Here is a 15,130-nt window from a genome sequence, read left to right on the forward strand (position 1 = left end):
CTGCCGTTCAGGCGGCTCAAACCGGCGCGCCAGCGGGCCGTAAGGAGGTCGGTCTACGCGCTTGGTCGGCCGGTTCAGTCGAATGCCGACGCAGGATCAGCGGCAGCAGTCCGCCGATGCGCAGCGTCTCGCACTCCAGATTGGTCTCGACTGCGGCGACGGCCGTAAAGCGGTCGATCTCGGCGCCGCCCCGCAGGATGCGAACGCCGATCGCGGCGCGTGGCGCGACAGCTTCGACGGACGCGTCGATCTCGATCGTGTCATCCTCTTTGAGCCCAAGCGATTGCGGCCGATGATCAGCGGGGAGGCGCAGCGGCAGGATGCCCATGCCGATCAGATTGGAGCGATGAATGCGCTCGAAGCTCAGCGCCAGCACGGCGCGGATGCCAAGCAGAGCGACGCCCTTCGCCGCCCAATCGCGTGAGGAGCCCATGCCATAGCGTTCACCGGCCACGATGACGACCGAACGGCCCTCCTGTGCATAGCGGTCGGCCGCAAGACGTAGTGGCAGGCGTTCGCCGGAGCCTGCGAGGATCGTCTGCCCGGGCGGCAAGTCGGGATCGAGCAGGTTGCGCACGCTCTTGTTGGTGAAGAGCCCGCGCAGCATCACCTCCCAATTGCCGCGACGCGAGGCGAAGACGTTGAGGTCTTGCGGATCCTCGCGACGCGCGACGAGATAGCGGGCCGCTTCGCTGTTCGCTCCGATCGCGCCCGCCGGGGAGATGTGGTCCGTCGTGATGTCGTCGCCGAGCACCAGCAACGGCGTTGCCGCATAATGTCCGAGGCGCGTGCCTCGGCCGAAATCCGCAAAGGGCGGGCGGCGAATGTAGGTCGAGGCCTCGTCCCAGGGAAACAGCGCCGTGCCGGGGGCCTCGAAGGCGGCCCAGTCGGCGCTCGCTTCTGCGGCGTCGTAGGCGCGGCTGAAGTCGCCTGCTTCGCGGGCGCGGGCCAGTGCCGCATCGATCTCAGGGCCGGTCGGCCAGAGATCGGCAAGGCGCACGTCAGCGCCGGCATGATCGCGCCCGATCGGGTCTTGCAGGATGTTGCGGTTGACGTCGCCGGCGAGTGCAAAGGCGATGACGAGCGGGGGCGAGGCGAGAAACGCAAGCTCGATCTGCGAATGCACACGGCCCGGAAAGTTGCGGTTTCCCGACAGCACGGCCACCGGCCTTGCCTGCTTCGCGGCGACCGGGCCTGCCATGGCCGGCGCCAGCGGCCCCGAATTGCCGATGCAGGTCGTGCAGCCATAGCCGACGATGCCAAAGCCCAGCGCTTCGAGATCGTCGAGCAGACCGGCGCGCTTCAGATAACGCTCAGCAGTCGGCGAGCCCGGTGCGAGGGAAGTCTTGACCCAGCAAGGCGGCTTGAGCCCGCGCAGGCGCGCCTTGCGGGCGAGGAGGCCGGCGGCAATCAAGAGGCGTGCGTCGGATGTGTTGGTGCAGCTCGTGATCGCGGCGATCGCGACCGCGCCGTCGGCTGGTGGGCTCGTACGATCCGTGTTTGCGGTCGCAGCGTAGCGCTCCAGGCCGAGTGCCCCGGCTGTCCTGCCGGCCGCAATGCGATCCTGCGGGCGGCGCGGGCCGGCGAGGCTCACCTCGATCTCATCGAGGTGGATGGTGATCGTCTCGGTGTAGCGGGGCTCGACGGCCGGATCGAACCAGAGCTTCTGGCGGCGCGCATAGGCCTCGACCAGCGCGAGCTGTTCTCGCGACCGGCCGGTCTGCCCGAGATAATCGAGCGCCCGGGCGTCGATTGGGAAGTAGCCGGAATTGCCGCCGAACTCCGGCGTCATGTTGGCGACAACCGCACGGTCGCCGGCCGAGAGCGCGGCTATACCGGGGCCGAAGAATTCGACGAAGCGGTCGGCGAGATCGATCCGGCGCAGGCGTTCGGTGACGGTCAGCGCGAGATCGGTGGCGAGCACGCCCTCGCGCAGGCGCCCCGTCAGGCGGACGCCGACCACTTCGGGGACTCTCATGGTCACGGGCATGCCGAACATCACGCTTTCGGCCTCGAGCCCGCCGACGCCCCAGGCGAGCACGCCGATGCCATTGATCATGGGCGTGTGGCTGTCGGTGCCGATCAGCGTGTCGGGCATGGCCCAGAGCTGGCCGTCGCGGGGCATGATCGTCACGACACTCGCGAGGCGCTCGAGGTTCAGCGTGTGCATGATGCCGGTGCCCGGCGGATGCACGCGGACTCCGTCGAGTGCCTGGCTTGCCCATTTCATGAAGCGATAGCGTTCGCCGTTGCGCTTGAGCTCGTGCGCCATGTTCAGCGTCATCGCATCCGGGCGCGCGAACACGTCGACGCCGAGCGAGTGATCGGTCGAGACGTCGACGGGAAGGACCGGATTGAGGCGGTTGGGATCGCCGCCGGCTTCCGCGAGCGAGGCGCGCAGGCCCGCGATATCGACCAGCGCAGGGCCGCAAGTCGTGTCGTGCATGAGAACGCGTGAGGGCTGGAACGCGATCTCGCGGTCGCTGCGCCCGTCGGCGAGCCAGCCGAGAATGGCGGCGACCGATGCATCCTGTTCTTCGCCGCCGTTGCGCAACACGTTCTCGAGCAGGATCCGCAGGATCATGGGCAGGCGAAGCAGGCTATCGCCCGCCACGGCCGCGATGTCGGCGATGCGATAGGTCTGCGATCCACTGAGAAGCGTTGCGAAGGCGGTCATCTTTCCATCCTGGCTGCGAGATCAGGCGTGTTGCTCGGCCGGTTGCGTCTGCGTCTCGTCCGCGTTCTCCATCCGCGCGAACCAGGTCATCAGGAACGATACGAACAGCAAGCCACTGAGGAACAGGAGCCCGCCATAGGTGCTGCCGGTCCAGTCCTTGATGGCGCCGATGGCGTAGGGACCGGCGAAGCCGCCGAGATTGCCGATCGAGTTGATCGCCGCGATCGACACCGCCGCCGTCGAGCGCGTCAGGAACAGGCCGGGCAACGACCAGAACGGCGACTTGAAGGCGTAGATGCCCGCAAGCGACAGCGAGATCAGCGTCATGGCGATCGCAGGCTGGACCACGAGCCCCGTGAGCCCGAGCGCGACCGCGCCCCAGAGTAGCGGGATCGCCGAATGCTTTTGCCGCTCGCCGGTGCGATCGGAGTTGCGCGACCACAGCACCATGACCACGGTGGCAAAGGCGTAGGGCAGCATGGCAATGAGCCCGACCTCGAAATTCGTCAGCGACGACGAGAGGCCCTTGATGATCTGCGGCATCCACAATCCGATGCCGAGATTGCCGACCTGGTAGATGAAATAGATCACCGACAGGAACAGCACTTTCGGATTGGTGATGGCGGCGATGACTCCGAGGTGCTGCACGTTGCGCCGGCCGGCCTGGTCCTTGCGCAGCTCGTCGGTCAGCCAGTCGCGCTCCTGCGGCGTGAGCCACTTCGCCTGCTCGGGGCGATCGGTCATGATGAAGTAGTTGAGGATGCCGGCGACGATGGCGGGGCCGCCTTCGAGCAGCAGCATCCAGCGCCAGCCGCTCAGGCCCAGGCCTCCGACATGGTCCATGATCCAGGTGCTCAGCGGCGCGCCGATCAGGTAGGACACCGGAATGGCGGCGGTGAACAGTGCAACCGTCGTGGCCTGCTCCTTGGCGCGGAACCAGTAGGTCAGATAGATGATGATGCCGGGGAAGAAGCCCGCTTCGGCGACGCCGAGCAGAAAGCGGAGAATGTAGAGCTGCGTCGCGCTCTGCACGAAAGCGGTTGCGGTCGCGACGATGCCCCAGCTGATCAGGATGCGCGAGATCCAGATGCGCGCGCCGTATTTGTTGAGCGCGACGTTGCTCGGCACCTCGAACATGAAATAGCCGATGAAGAAGATGCCGGCGGCGAACCCGAAGGCTTCGCTCGATAGTGCAAGCTCCTTGTTCATCTGGAGCGCCGCATAGCCGATATTGGCGCGGTCGAGATAGGAGATGACGTAGAGACCGAAGCAATAGGGCACGATGCGCCAAAGCACCTTGCGCATGGTGGTCTGCTCGATGGTCGCTGTGCTGGCGGACATTGGCGCGTTCCCTGGTTGCGTTTCTGGGGCTTGTCGGGCAACGCCAACCTCCCCGCAGGCGGGCGCCTTGCAGGCATTAATGCATTTTATAATATAAAATGCAATACGGTCTGAATCAGACCTTCTGGATCAGACCTTGGGGACCTTGATCAGACCGGCGCCCTCGATGTGGACGCGCAGGAAGTCGGACGCCTCCTGCCGCAGGCCTTTTTCCAGCAAAGTCAGGATGTTGATGTGCTCGCGGCACTGGATAGGCAGGCGGCTGCGGTCCACCGTGATGCGGTACTCCACCAGCCGGCGCAGCCGGTTCACGCGCTTGATCGCGTCGAGAAAGAACGGATTGCGCGCGCAGCCCACCAGCATCTCGTGGAACTCGGCGTTCGCAGCGAATATCTCTGAGCGTGATGCGCGCTTATAGGCGCCATCGAGCAGCCATTGCTGCTGCTCGCGTGCGGCAGCGAAGGCCGCGCGATCGATCTCGAAGCTAGGCAGCAGCAAGGCCTGCGGCTCAAGCGCCACGCGCAATTGATAGCCCTGCTGGTAGCTCTCGCGCGAGGTGAGGAGCGGGCCGAATGCCCAGCCGTTGCCGGGCAGACGCTCGATCCAGCCTTCATCGGCAATTTTCGTGAGGATCTTCAACAGGCGCGTGCGCGAGAGGCCGTAACGGCGCATCAGCTCGTTCTCGCTGACCTTGTCCGGAAGCTTCCCCACAAGACGATCCTCTGCGATGGCGAAATACCATTCGTCCTCGCGCTCAGGCTCGGTGTCCTCCGCATCGGGCAGATCGGGAAGCTCGCCGGCGCCCTTGACCAGGAAGAAGCCGCGGTTGGGCTCGGAGCGCACGATCTTCATGTCTTCGAGGATCTGCAGCGCCGCGTTGATCGGCGCACGCGATACCCGCAGCGCATCCGCGAGCGTCTGGCTTGGCAGATGCTGTTCGGCCTGCAAGCCGTTGGCACGGATGTAATCGAGAATCCGTGCTGTCATCTGGGTCGCGAGATTGGGGCGTGGCATTGGCGACTCGGGCTGGTCCTGACAATCGAGATTTCGCCCAACGGCGGGCGCGGCACAAGCGGGCGCGGAGGTCCTCCTTGCGCTCTCCGGTAAATTGTGTTTTAAAAAATAAAAAGCAATATGGGGAGATCATGACGCCTGGACATTCTGTTGTACACGACGCGTCGTCCGTCGGCCCCGATGGGGCGAGCCTCTCGCGTCGCGTGTTCACGCAGCTCATTGCCGCCGGCGTCGTGACCACTGCATTGCCCGCTGCACATGCGCAACCACTGGGAGCCCACAAGGAGGACACCATGCTCGAAGGCTCTCGCTCTTTCGTCTATGTCGGCGCGCGCACCACGAAGGAGCGCAATGCCCGCGGCGACGGGCTCAACGTCTATGTGATGGACAATACGACCGGGGCCTGGCGCCACGTCCAGCTGCTCGGTGATCTCGTCAATCCTTCGTTCCTCGCCTTCGACAGGACGCGCCGGTTTCTCTACACGGTGCATGGCGATCTCAGTGACATCACCGCGATGGCGATCGACCCTGCGAGCGGCAAGCTCAGCGTGATCAACCGCCAGAGTACGGAGGGAAAGAACCCTGTCCATCTCGCAGTCGACCCGGGCAACCGGTTCGTCGTGGTCGCCAATCACATCACCTCCACCCTCGCGCTATTGCCGCGCCGGGACGACGGTTCGCTCGGTGCGGTGATCGATCTCGTCAAGCTGGAAGGGAAGATCGGGCCGCACCGGGTCGAGCAGCCGTTCGCCAAGCCGCATCAGGTCGAGTTCGACCCGTCGGGCGCATTCATCGTCGTGCCGGACAAGGGTCTCGATCTGGTCTTCACCTATCGAATCGATGCCGGGACCGGAAAGCTCGTGCAGGCAACGAAACCGGTGCAGACCCGCGAGGGCGCTGGACCGCGCCACGTCGCGTTTCATCCGGGCGGGCGCCTCGCTTATGTCGTCAACGAACTGGATTCGACCGTCACGGCTTACCACTTCGACCCCGCAACCGGCGCGCTTGCCCCGTTCCAGATCGTTTCCGCGGTTCCGGATGCCTTCACGGGCAACATCCGCGCCGCCGAGATCGCCGTGTCGGCGGATGGACGCTTCGTCTATGCCTCGAATCGCGGTGACGACAGCATCGCGATCTTTGCTGTCGATGCTGCGAGCGGACGATTGAAGCCCGTTGATTGGACCGCGAGCGGCGGCAAGACACCGCGCTTTTTCGTGTTGGATCCTTCGGGCAGATTCCTGTTTGCGGCGAATGAAGACAGCGATACGGCCGTTCTCTTCGGCCGCAATGCCGACACTGGCCGTATCGTTCGGGCGGACCAGAGCGTGAAGGTCGGAAGTCCCGTTTGCATCGTCTTCAGGCCGGCTACTTAGGACGCACGGTCCGTCGGGTTCATAGTCACTCCGCCGCCTTGGCAGTCCTGCCGAACATCCGCGTCGGGGCAGGGAAGCCGCACGAGGTGCCGTCGGTGACCTTCACCCGATCTTCCCACGGCAATCGGAAGGTGCCGGCGACCATGTCCTGCATGAAGGTGTAGGGGCAGTCCATCGCGCCGCCCTTCACCGCGACATAGCCGCGGTGCCAGAGCTGGTAGATGTTGTTCTCGACGCCCCAGTTGATGCGGGCCTCGCGCACGAGGTCGGGCCGGACCTCGGCGGTGATGATCTCGTCGGCGCGGCCGGTGGTGCCGTGCGCCAGCACGGTGCCGTCGAAATTGACGATCATGCCTTCGCCCATGGAATCGAACGAGCCGTCCGAGCCGCACATGCAGACATTCGCCGTGACCATCAGGTTCTGGAACGAATTGGCTTGGTTGGTGAAGCGCCAGGCTTCGCGGATCGGCGCGGTGTAGCCGGCGGTACGGATCATGATCTCGGCGCCCTTGTAGGCGCATTCCCGCGCCATCTCCGGGAACATGCCGTCATGGCAGATGATCAGCGCGATCTTGGCGCCCTTCGGTCCCTCGATCACGGGAAGGCCGATATCGCCGGGCTCCCAGGGCTCGACAGGTATCCAGGGATGAAGTTTTCGGTAGTAGAGCTTGATCTCACCGTGGTCGTCGATGATCAGGCCGGAATTGTAGGGATTGCCGTGCGGGTTGAACTCCATGATGGAAAAGCAGCCCCAGATCTTATTGTCGACGCAGGCATTCTTGAAGGCCGCGACCTCCGGTCCGTCGAGCCGGCACATGATCTCGGGATTGGTGTCCATCGAGAGGCCGTGCAGCGAGTATTCGGGGAACACCACCAGATCCATGGTGGAGAGATTGCGGCGCGCCTTGCCGACCATCCAGACGATGCGCTCGGCCTGCTTGGCCAGATCGGCCTTGGTCACGACGTTAGGCAACTGCAATTGAACCAGTCCAACGATCACGCCCTCAGGCGATTTGTTCAATCCGCCAAGCCCGTTCATGACCAGCTCCCTTGCCGTCCGCGCGGCGCCGTTGCGCGCGGTTCTCGGCAGAGCAAAACCGATTTTGGCGGCGCGCAAAAGTCCATTTTTCAGGCGGCCGGCGATCGATGTGCTTGCGTGGGGCGCCGGCCCCCACGCGCAGGCCGACGCCCATTGTTGCGGCGCGGCCTGCCTCAACTCTCGGCTTGACCCTCCAATTTGCCTGATGTCAGACTTATGACATGAGTACAGCAAAGCGACATATCGCCAGTCTTCGCGACGAATATGCCGAGATGACGCGGCAGCGCATCGTCGCCGCTTTTGTCCAGACGCTGGAGGACGAGGCGGCCGACGACGTTTCCATGGCCGCGGTGGCCAAGCGCGCCAAGGTGGCCGAGCGAACCATCTATCGCCACTTCAAGACCCGCGCGGAGCTGTTCGCGGCGGCCGGCGAATGGATCGAGGACAACGTCTTCAGCTATATTCCCTTCACCTCGCCCGACGAACTGCCGGATATTTTCCGCAAGCTGTGCAGGCGGTTCGACCGTCATCCGCATCTGGCGCGTGCCATTGCGATGACGCGGGCGGGCCGGAGGGTGCGCGCCGGCTTTCGGCGGCACCTGATCGACCAGCATCGCAAGGCGATGGCGCCGCTGGTGCGGCATCTTCCCGCCAAGGAAGTCCGCCAGGCGGAGGCGCTCGCGTCCTATCTCAACAACGTGCTGGCCTGGAATGCGATGCGCGAGGACTTTGACATGTCCAGCGCCGAGATCGCCGACGCGATCGAATGGGCGCTCACGACGCTTTTGAAGGATGTCCGTCGGCGCGATGCCGCTGGGGCGCGCGCCGGCAAGGCCGGCAAATCGCCGCGCAAGCGAAGCACGGCGCGCGAAAGCACTGGCGTAGAGTGAGGCGAGCCCATGAATGCGATCCCCGATGATCTCCTGATCAACGCGCCCGACGAGGTTCGCATCCGCCAGGACCTGGTGCTGACGGCGCTCGGCCGCCGCCCGGCCGATCGCTCCTTGCGGGTCGGCAAATTACTCGATGTTCACAGCCGCACCTGGAATGAGGATCAGGAGATCGTCTTCAAGGGCCGCCGTATCGCCTGGGTTGGACCGGCCGGCAGCTATCCCGGCGAGGTGCGCGAGCGCGTGCACCGGCAGGATCTCGCGGCCGTCCCAGGCTTCGGCGAAGTGCACAAGCATATTGAAAGCTCGCATCTGACGCCTGAATGGGAGGCGGCGCTGGTGCTGCCGCATGGCAACACCTGGACCTGCGAGGCGAGCCACGAATTCTCGAATGTCAACGGCGCACGCAATCTCGAATTCTGGTTCGAGGCACGCCGCCGCGGCTCACCGCTAAAAATCTTTCCGCAGCCGGGCTCGGCGGTGCCGCCGACAGCTTACGAATGGGGTGGCGGTTGGTACGGCCACGACGAGCAGGCGCGCTTCATGGGCGAGAGCATGATGGTCACCGGGCTCGACGAAGTCATGGACTGGCCGGCTGTTTGGAATCCAGACAATCCCTCCTACAAGCGGCTCTGGGGCATGATCGAGGCGACGTTCGCGGCGCGCGGAGTTGTCGAAGGCCATGCCTCCGGCCTGCGGGATCTGCCCTCCATCAACGCGTTTGCCGCGGCCGGGCTCGCGTCCGACCACGAAGTGCAGACGCCAGAGGAGACCTGGGACAAGCTCACCCGCGGCCTGTTCGTCGAGCTGCGCGTCTACGCCATGGACGAGATCGTCAAATGGCTGCTCGCGAAGGGTCTGCAGGACTGGTCGCAGATCGCGTTCACCACGGACGACCGCAGCGCCAGCCATACGCTCGAGCTCGGCGCCAGCGATCACAATGCGCGGGTCGCGATCGAGGCCGGCCTTGCACCCGAGATCGCAATCCAGTGCCTCACCATCAACCCGGCGCGGCACATGCGCCTTACGCCGTTCGTCGGCAGCCTGGCTCCTGGGCGTTTCGGCGACGTGGTGCTGCTCTCGGATGTTGCCAAGCTCACGATTGCCGAGGTGTGGGCCGATGGCGCGCAGGTTTCCGACGGCAAGCGCTATCTCGGCAAGGTGCCTGACATCCAGTGGCCGGATTGGGCAACGAAGACTGTCAACATCAAGCGCTCGATCAAGCCTGAAGATTTCGAGCTGCGGGCCGAGCCCGGCCGCACCACGATGAAGGCGGCGGTGATCCGCCCCTTCCATTGGCATCCCGAATTCTACACAATCGAACTGCCGGTGCGTGACGGCGCCGTACAGCGCGACGAGAGCGAGGCCGTCACCAAGTTTGCCATCGTCGACCGCTTCTCCGGCGACGGGCGCGTCGCAAAGATGTTCTGGCGCGGCTGTGGGCCGCGCACGCCGGAGACGGCGGTTGCCTGCTCGGTCGCGCACGACAAGCACAACATCTGGGTGGTCGGCTCGTCCGACGCTGCGATGGCCAAGGCGGTGAACGCGCTGATCGAGCTTCAGGGCGGGTGGGCGCTGGTGCGCGAAGGCGAGCTCGTCGCCACCGTGCGCTTCGAGGTCGGCGGGCTGATGAGCTGTCGTCCGGCGCAGGCGCTCGATGCCGAGATGCAGGCGCTTTATGCAGAAGGCCGCAAGGTCGACTGGATGTACGAGCCGACGTTCCGTCCGCGCTGGTATCCGGGATTCCCAGAGCGGCTCATGTTTGCAACGCTGACCTGTGCGCCCTGGAGCTGGGTGCTGGTGGCGCCGTGCGAGCAGGCGCCGCTCGGCTTCATCAACGTGCAGACCGGCGAAGCGCACCCGGTGGTCTGGTAGGAGAAGACTGCGATGAACGAGATGACGAAGCCGCAGGCCGCTTCCGCCGAGCCGGCACCGCGTGCAGCCTCGGGGCTGCTCGATCGCACCTTTGGCCTCACCGAACGTGGCACGAGCATTGGCCGCGAGGTGATGGCCGGAGCAACGACGTTCGCAGCCATGGCCTATATCATCGCCGTCAACCCCGCGATCATGTCCAACGCCGGGATGGATCGCGCCGATCTCGTCAGCGCCACGGCGCTCGCCGCGATCTTCGGCTCCGTCATGATGGGGCTGTGGGCCAACCTGCCGCTCGCGGTTGCGCCCGCGATGGGATCGAACGTCATCTTCACCTATGTCATCGTCAAGCAGATGGGCATGCCCTGGCAGGGCGCGCTCGCGATGGTCGCTTTCACCGGCGTTCTGTTCCTGATCCTCAGCCTGTCGAAGCTGCGCGAGAAAGTCGCGAAGGACGTGCCGGAAGCGCTGAAGATCGGCATCCAGGCGGCGGTCGGTACCCTCATCGTCTTCATTGCGCTGCGGGGCGCCGGGTTCGTCGTCCAGAACCCGTCGACCTACATTGCCATGGGATCCCTGCGCAACCCGCCGGTGCTGCTGACGTTGTTCGGCCTCCTGCTCACGCCGGTACTGGTGGCGCGCCGGGTGCCGGCGGCGCTGATCCTGTCGATCGCAGTGCTGACCCTGATCGGCTTCTTCGTTCCGGGTGCCAACGGCAAGATGGTGACCTCGGTGCCATCAGCCATCATGGCGTGGCCGCGCTGGCCGACCAGCACCTTCATGGCGCTCGACATCGGCTATCTCTTCAGCCACTTCGTCGTGGCGCTGCCGCTGCTGTTCTATTTCCTGTGCGCCGAATTCTTTTCGACGCTGGGCACGCTGATCGGCGTGACGGGAGCTGCCAACTTACGCAAGCCCGATGGCTCGATCCCGAACGCCACCGCAGCATTTGCGACCGATGCGATGGCTTCGGTGGTGGGACCGCTGCTCGGGACGTCCGTCGTCACGGCCTACATCGAATCGATCACGGGCGTGCAGGCCGGCGGCCGCACCGGACTGACCTCGCTGACCGTCGCGGGATTCTTCTTTCTCGCATTGTTCTTCTGGCCGATCTTCGTCATCATCCCGCCGCAAGCGACCGCGCCCGCGCTGGTGCTCGTGGGCGTGCTGATGATGCAGGGGCTCGCCCGCATCGACATGACCGATCTCGTCAATGCGGTTCCGATCGTGCTGACGCTGCTCGTCACCGTGCTGACCAACAACCTTATCAACGGAATGGCCCTGGGCACACTGAGCTACATCGCCCTGGAAGTGGCCGTCGGCCGGCGGTCGCAGATTCCGGCGATGGTGTGGGGACTTGGGGTGGTGTTCGTTGCTTACGCGATCGTGATCGCGCAGATCTTTTGACGCCTGCGTTAAGCGGCGAGGTCCAGCAATCTGCACGATCCGCGCACCAGCGCCCTGCGGCCGGCCGGTGTGATTGCCGGAACGCCGTCATTGACCACGACAAGGCCAAGCTCAACCAGGCTTCCGACGACATAGGCCTTCGCGAGGCGACCGTTCGACACCGGGTTGCGAAGCGCCTTCAGCGCTTCCCACTGGTCGGATGAAAGATCGAAGTCGAAATCGTTGCTCATGTTGCCTCAGGCGATCGTCCGGTTCGCGTGCCCCTGTTAGCGGCGCCACATGAAGACCGTGCGACGACAATGAGTCGGGAATTCGGTCAGCTGTTTAGAACATCTCTTCACGAATTGCGGCACTTCATTGCGGCCACAGGAGTTAAGATCGTTTGCGCGCGAATATCGTCCCGACGATCACTAATTGATGATCCGCATTTGATGTTGCGCTGCGAATTGTCGCGGTGCACGGGAAGCATCGCTGTCCCATTCTGCGTCGCGATATGCACAGAAATCATGAGGCGAGGGCTCGGGACTCTGTTACGTTGATTCGCGGGGAATGGCTTCACACGGCAGGAGTGGAGTGCATGAACAGGCTGGTGGAAATTCGCAGTCAGGAATCCTTGTGCCGTGAGCGCGCTGCGCTGGATTCGGAGCGCCGGGTGTTCTGGCTCGCGCAGGCCCAGGAGTGGGAGCAGCGCGCGCTCGACGAAATCGCGTATCACTTTCGGGAGTGCAATCTCATTCAGGCCGAGCTGACCGCCGCCTGACGCGAGAGGTCGTCGTCGCCGCCTACTGATAAGTCGCCACGATGTCGGACACCGCGCGCTCGAGCTGCTGCGCGGTGGCGCATTGGCGCACGACGCTGCAAAAGGTCGCATAGCGCGGCATCTCGGAATCGCCAAAGCCCCAGGCAAGCCGCCCCTCGGGATTGAGCCAGACCAGCCGCTTCGAGCGCTCGGAGATGCGGCGCAGGATATCGGCGCGCGGGTCGAGGTTGTTGCTGCGGGCATCGCCGAGCACGATCACCGTGGTCTGCGGTGTCAGCGTGCTCATGAACTCCTTCTCGAAATCGACCAGCGAGGAGCCGTAGTCCGACGAGCCGAAACCGACCTTGGACATGATCTCGGCCATCGCCTCTTCCGGCGAGTTCTTCTCCAGAATGTCGCTGACCTCGATCAGATGCGAGGAGAAGGCGAAGGAGCGGACGTCGTCGACGACCTCGTGCAGGGAGTGGATCAGCAGCAGGAAGAAATCGGATACCTGCGCAACCGAGCCCGAGACGTCGCAGAGCGCCACGATCTTCGGCCGGTCGCGGTGCTTGCGCTTCCACGCCGTGAGGAAAGGCACGCCGCCCCAGGCCGCGTTCCGGCGCAGCGTGCGGCGGACGTCGAGATGGCCGCGGCGCTGGCGCTTGCGCGGCTTGGAATAGCGTTCCCGCAGCCGGCGCGCGATCTGGCGGATGAGGGCGCGCATTTCCGCGACCTGACGCCGCTCGATGCGCGCCAGCGGCGCGTTGCGCAGGATCTCGTTGCGGAGGTTTTCGGCTTCCTCGCGGGCATAGAGTGCAAGCCCCTGCGAGACCGTGTCGCGCACCGCCTCACGCAAACCATCGAGCGCGGCGCGCAGTCGTTCGGCCAGCGACGGATTGGTCGCGGTGAGCTCGTCGAGCTCGTCGCGCAGGCGCTGCAGGCCCATGGCGTCGAGGATGCGGCTGGAGAAGATGCCGCGCTGGGTCGAGTAGCGGATGTCGGACAGGGATGCGGCGCCCGCCGCGCTGGCGATTGCGGCCGCGATGGCATTGCGATCCTGCGACAGCAGCATCTGCGCGAGCGGGCCCAGTTCCTGCTGCGGTGAACCGCCGCCGGCATCACTGGCCGCGCCGGAAGAGGGCGGTTGATCCGTATCCTGCGAGGCATCCTGGTCGGCGCTCTCGGGCTGCTCATGCCGGGGTTCCGGCTGGCTGAAGAACAGATCGAAGCAGTCGCCGAGCGCGAGCTTCTCGTCCTGCGACTTGGCGAGCGTCAAAAGCAGCGCATCGCGCAGAATGGTCCGGTCGGAAAAGCCGACCTGCGAGACCGCGCGCATCGCATCGATGCTTTCGGCAGGCGAGACGTGGACGCCGACGCCGCGCGCCGCCCGAAAGAAACGATGGAGGTTCTCGCGCATCGGCGTCAACCGAACACGTTGGACCGGGCCGCCTTGGCAATGAAGGTCGTCACCTGCGGCGCTGCCGCCTCGATGTCGGCTTCGTATTTCAGGAGCACGTTGAGCGTGTCCTTGACGACATCGGTGTCGAGCTCGGTCGCCTGCAGCAGCACCAGCACGCGCGCCCAGTCGATGGTCTCGCTGACGGAGGGCAGCTTCTTCAGATCCAGCGAGCGGATTTCGTGGATGAAGCCGACCATCTGCCGGCGCAGCGTCTGCGAGATGCCGGGCACGCGGCTTTCCACGATGCGCTCCTCCAGCCGCTGCTCGGGGAAGCCGATATGCAGATGCAGGCAGCGTCGCTTCAGGGCGTCGCCCAGGTCGCGCTCGCTGTTGGAGGTGAGGATCACCGTCGGCGGGGTGATCGCCGAGACGGTGCCGAGCTCGGGGATCGTGACCTGGAAGTCGGACAGGATCTCCAGCAGCAGCGACTCGAATTCAGCGTCCGACTTGTCGATTTCGTCGATCAGCAGCACGCAGCCGCCCGGCTGCTCCAGCGCCTGCAACAGCGGGCGCGGCTCGACGAACTCCTTGGAGAAGAACACGTCGCCGAAATCGTGGAGCTGATCGAGCGCGGCGTGCAGCGTTTGCGCGCCGCCGAGCACTTCGCCGAGCTTGTCCTTGAGGATCTGCGTGTAGAGAAGCTGCTTGGCGTATTTCCACTCGTAGAGCGCCTTGGCCTCGTCGAGGCCTTCGTAGCACTGCAGGCGGATCATCTTCATGCCGCGCCAGGCGGCGATCGCCTTGGCGAGCTCGGTCTTGCCGACTCCCGCGGGGCCTTCCACCAGGATCGGCTTCTCGATCTGTTGCGACAAATAGACGGCGGTCGCGATCTGCCGGCTCGCGATATAGCCCTGCGCGGCGAGGCCGCTCTCCACTGCCTCGATCGACGTCGAGGCCTTCTGATCAGCCACGAAATGGCGCTCCCAAAGATCCTGCTTTGAGGCTTGTTCTGCCTGCGTTCCCGGCAAAGAACAAGCCTCGTTTGGGAGACATCAGATCCGCGTGAGCGGCGTTTTTTCCGTTCAGCGCAAATAGTTGAGCGGTTCTTCGGTCGCGCTCAGTGCCGCAACAGCTCCGGCTTGCAGATCGTCTGCCGGACCTCGGCGCCGCAATCGGCGCACTCGTAGACGAAATCGATCTTGGCAAGGCTCCAATGCGGCTCGACCTCGCGCACATACATCGGAAGGAACCCCATGCACGTCGGGCAAATTACAGGCGCGATTTCGATGTCCTGATGATGCTGTACATAAGCTGGCATCTCGGCTCTCCTTCGCAGGCGACCACCAATCCCCGCGCAAAAGGTACTGCCGGTTGCC

Annotated in this window: 13 protein-coding genes; 5 read left to right on the forward strand and 8 right to left on the reverse strand. The window is 64.6% G+C overall.

The features are described 5' to 3' along the window. Positions 1-16: 16 nt before the first annotated feature. From acnA to QA649_RS16105, 3 genes are all read right to left on the reverse strand, one after another. Complete coding sequence (gene acnA, locus QA649_RS16095; RefSeq protein WP_283025046.1) at positions 17-2,677, reverse strand: aconitate hydratase AcnA; 2,661 nt, start codon at positions 2,675-2,677, stop codon at positions 17-19. Between the two features lie 21 nt (positions 2,678-2,698). Beyond that, positions 2,699-4,018, reverse strand: a complete 1,320-nt coding sequence (locus QA649_RS16100) for an MFS transporter (protein WP_283025047.1) — start codon at positions 4,016-4,018, stop codon at positions 2,699-2,701. 129 nt (positions 4,019-4,147) lie between these two features. Beyond that, complete coding sequence (locus QA649_RS16105; RefSeq protein ID WP_283025048.1) at positions 4,148-5,032, reverse strand: GntR family transcriptional regulator; 885 nt, start codon at positions 5,030-5,032, stop codon at positions 4,148-4,150. A gap of 293 nt (positions 5,033-5,325) precedes the next feature. Between QA649_RS16105 and QA649_RS16110 the strand changes: the two genes are divergently transcribed. Beyond that, a complete protein-coding gene (locus QA649_RS16110) occupies positions 5,326-6,405 on the forward strand; it encodes a lactonase family protein (protein ID WP_283025049.1) in 1,080 nt (359 codons plus the stop codon). Positions 6,406-6,430: 25 nt separating this feature from the next. Here QA649_RS16110 and QA649_RS16115 read toward each other — a convergent pair whose 3' ends face one another. Next, complete coding sequence (locus QA649_RS16115; protein ID WP_283025050.1) at positions 6,431-7,444, reverse strand: formamidase; 1,014 nt, start codon at positions 7,442-7,444, stop codon at positions 6,431-6,433. A gap of 221 nt (positions 7,445-7,665) precedes the next feature. Between QA649_RS16115 and QA649_RS16120 the strand changes: the two genes are divergently transcribed. The 3 genes from QA649_RS16120 to QA649_RS16130 are packed head-to-tail and all read left to right on the forward strand — an operon-like array spanning position 7,666 to position 11,613. Beyond that, a complete protein-coding gene (locus tag QA649_RS16120; RefSeq protein WP_283025051.1) occupies positions 7,666-8,334 on the forward strand; it encodes a TetR family transcriptional regulator in 669 nt (222 codons plus the stop codon). Between the two features lie 9 nt (positions 8,335-8,343). Further along, positions 8,344-10,209, forward strand: coding sequence for an adenine deaminase C-terminal domain-containing protein (locus tag QA649_RS16125; protein WP_283025052.1), 1,866 nt, complete (start codon positions 8,344-8,346; stop codon positions 10,207-10,209). A 12-nt stretch (positions 10,210-10,221) separates the two neighbouring features. Continuing rightward, positions 10,222-11,613, forward strand: coding sequence for an NCS2 family permease (locus tag QA649_RS16130; protein ID WP_283025053.1), 1,392 nt, complete (start codon positions 10,222-10,224; stop codon positions 11,611-11,613). An 8-nt stretch (positions 11,614-11,621) separates the two neighbouring features. Here the strand turns inward: QA649_RS16130 and QA649_RS16135 are convergent, their stop codons facing one another. After that, a complete protein-coding gene (locus tag QA649_RS16135; RefSeq protein WP_018644797.1) occupies positions 11,622-11,843 on the reverse strand; it encodes a hypothetical protein in 222 nt (73 codons plus the stop codon). A gap of 347 nt (positions 11,844-12,190) precedes the next feature. On the opposite strand from QA649_RS16135, the gene QA649_RS16140 reads away from it, so the two are divergent. Further along, on the forward strand, positions 12,191-12,373 hold the full coding sequence (locus tag QA649_RS16140) for a hypothetical protein (protein ID WP_018644796.1): 183 nt from the start codon (positions 12,191-12,193) through the stop codon (positions 12,371-12,373). Between the two features lie 22 nt (positions 12,374-12,395). Here QA649_RS16140 and QA649_RS16145 read toward each other — a convergent pair whose 3' ends face one another. The 3 genes from QA649_RS16145 to QA649_RS16155 form a co-directional block, all read right to left on the reverse strand. After that, positions 12,396-13,772 (reverse strand): VWA domain-containing protein, encoded by a 1,377-nt coding sequence (locus QA649_RS16145; protein WP_283025054.1) that lies wholly within the window; start codon positions 13,770-13,772, stop codon positions 12,396-12,398. Between the two features lie 5 nt (positions 13,773-13,777). After that, positions 13,778-14,725 (reverse strand): MoxR family ATPase, encoded by a 948-nt coding sequence (locus tag QA649_RS16150; protein ID WP_283025055.1) that lies wholly within the window; start codon positions 14,723-14,725, stop codon positions 13,778-13,780. A gap of 146 nt (positions 14,726-14,871) precedes the next feature. Further along, on the reverse strand, positions 14,872-15,072 hold the full coding sequence (locus tag QA649_RS16155) for a hypothetical protein (protein ID WP_283025056.1): 201 nt from the start codon (positions 15,070-15,072) through the stop codon (positions 14,872-14,874). Positions 15,073-15,130: the final 58 nt, after the last annotated feature.

The organism is Bradyrhizobium sp. CB1717, from assembly GCF_029714325.1.
In the GTDB taxonomy this organism is placed as follows: Bacteria; Pseudomonadota; Alphaproteobacteria; order Rhizobiales; family Xanthobacteraceae; genus Bradyrhizobium.

Coding starts and splice junctions, on each gene's coding strand:
- acnA (WP_283025046.1), bottom strand. CDS start 2,677: ATGACCGCCTTCGCAACGCTTCTCAGTGGATCGCAGACCTATCGCATC.
- QA649_RS16100 (WP_283025047.1), bottom strand. CDS start 4,018: ATGTCCGCCAGCACAGCGACCATCGAGCAGACCACCATGCGCAAGGTG.
- QA649_RS16105 (WP_283025048.1), bottom strand. CDS start 5,032: ATGCCACGCCCCAATCTCGCGACCCAGATGACAGCACGGATTCTCGAT.
- QA649_RS16110 (WP_283025049.1), top strand. CDS start 5,326: ATGCTCGAAGGCTCTCGCTCTTTCGTCTATGTCGGCGCGCGCACCACG.
- QA649_RS16115 (WP_283025050.1), bottom strand. CDS start 7,444: ATGAACGGGCTTGGCGGATTGAACAAATCGCCTGAGGGCGTGATCGTT.
- QA649_RS16120 (WP_283025051.1), top strand. CDS start 7,666: ATGAGTACAGCAAAGCGACATATCGCCAGTCTTCGCGACGAATATGCC.
- QA649_RS16125 (WP_283025052.1), top strand. CDS start 8,344: ATGAATGCGATCCCCGATGATCTCCTGATCAACGCGCCCGACGAGGTT.
- QA649_RS16130 (WP_283025053.1), top strand. CDS start 10,222: ATGAACGAGATGACGAAGCCGCAGGCCGCTTCCGCCGAGCCGGCACCG.
- QA649_RS16135 (WP_018644797.1), bottom strand. CDS start 11,843: ATGAGCAACGATTTCGACTTCGATCTTTCATCCGACCAGTGGGAAGCG.
- QA649_RS16140 (WP_018644796.1), top strand. CDS start 12,191: ATGAACAGGCTGGTGGAAATTCGCAGTCAGGAATCCTTGTGCCGTGAG.
- QA649_RS16145 (WP_283025054.1), bottom strand. CDS start 13,772: ATGCGCGAGAACCTCCATCGTTTCTTTCGGGCGGCGCGCGGCGTCGGC.
- QA649_RS16155 (WP_283025056.1), bottom strand. CDS start 15,072: ATGCCAGCTTATGTACAGCATCATCAGGACATCGAAATCGCGCCTGTA.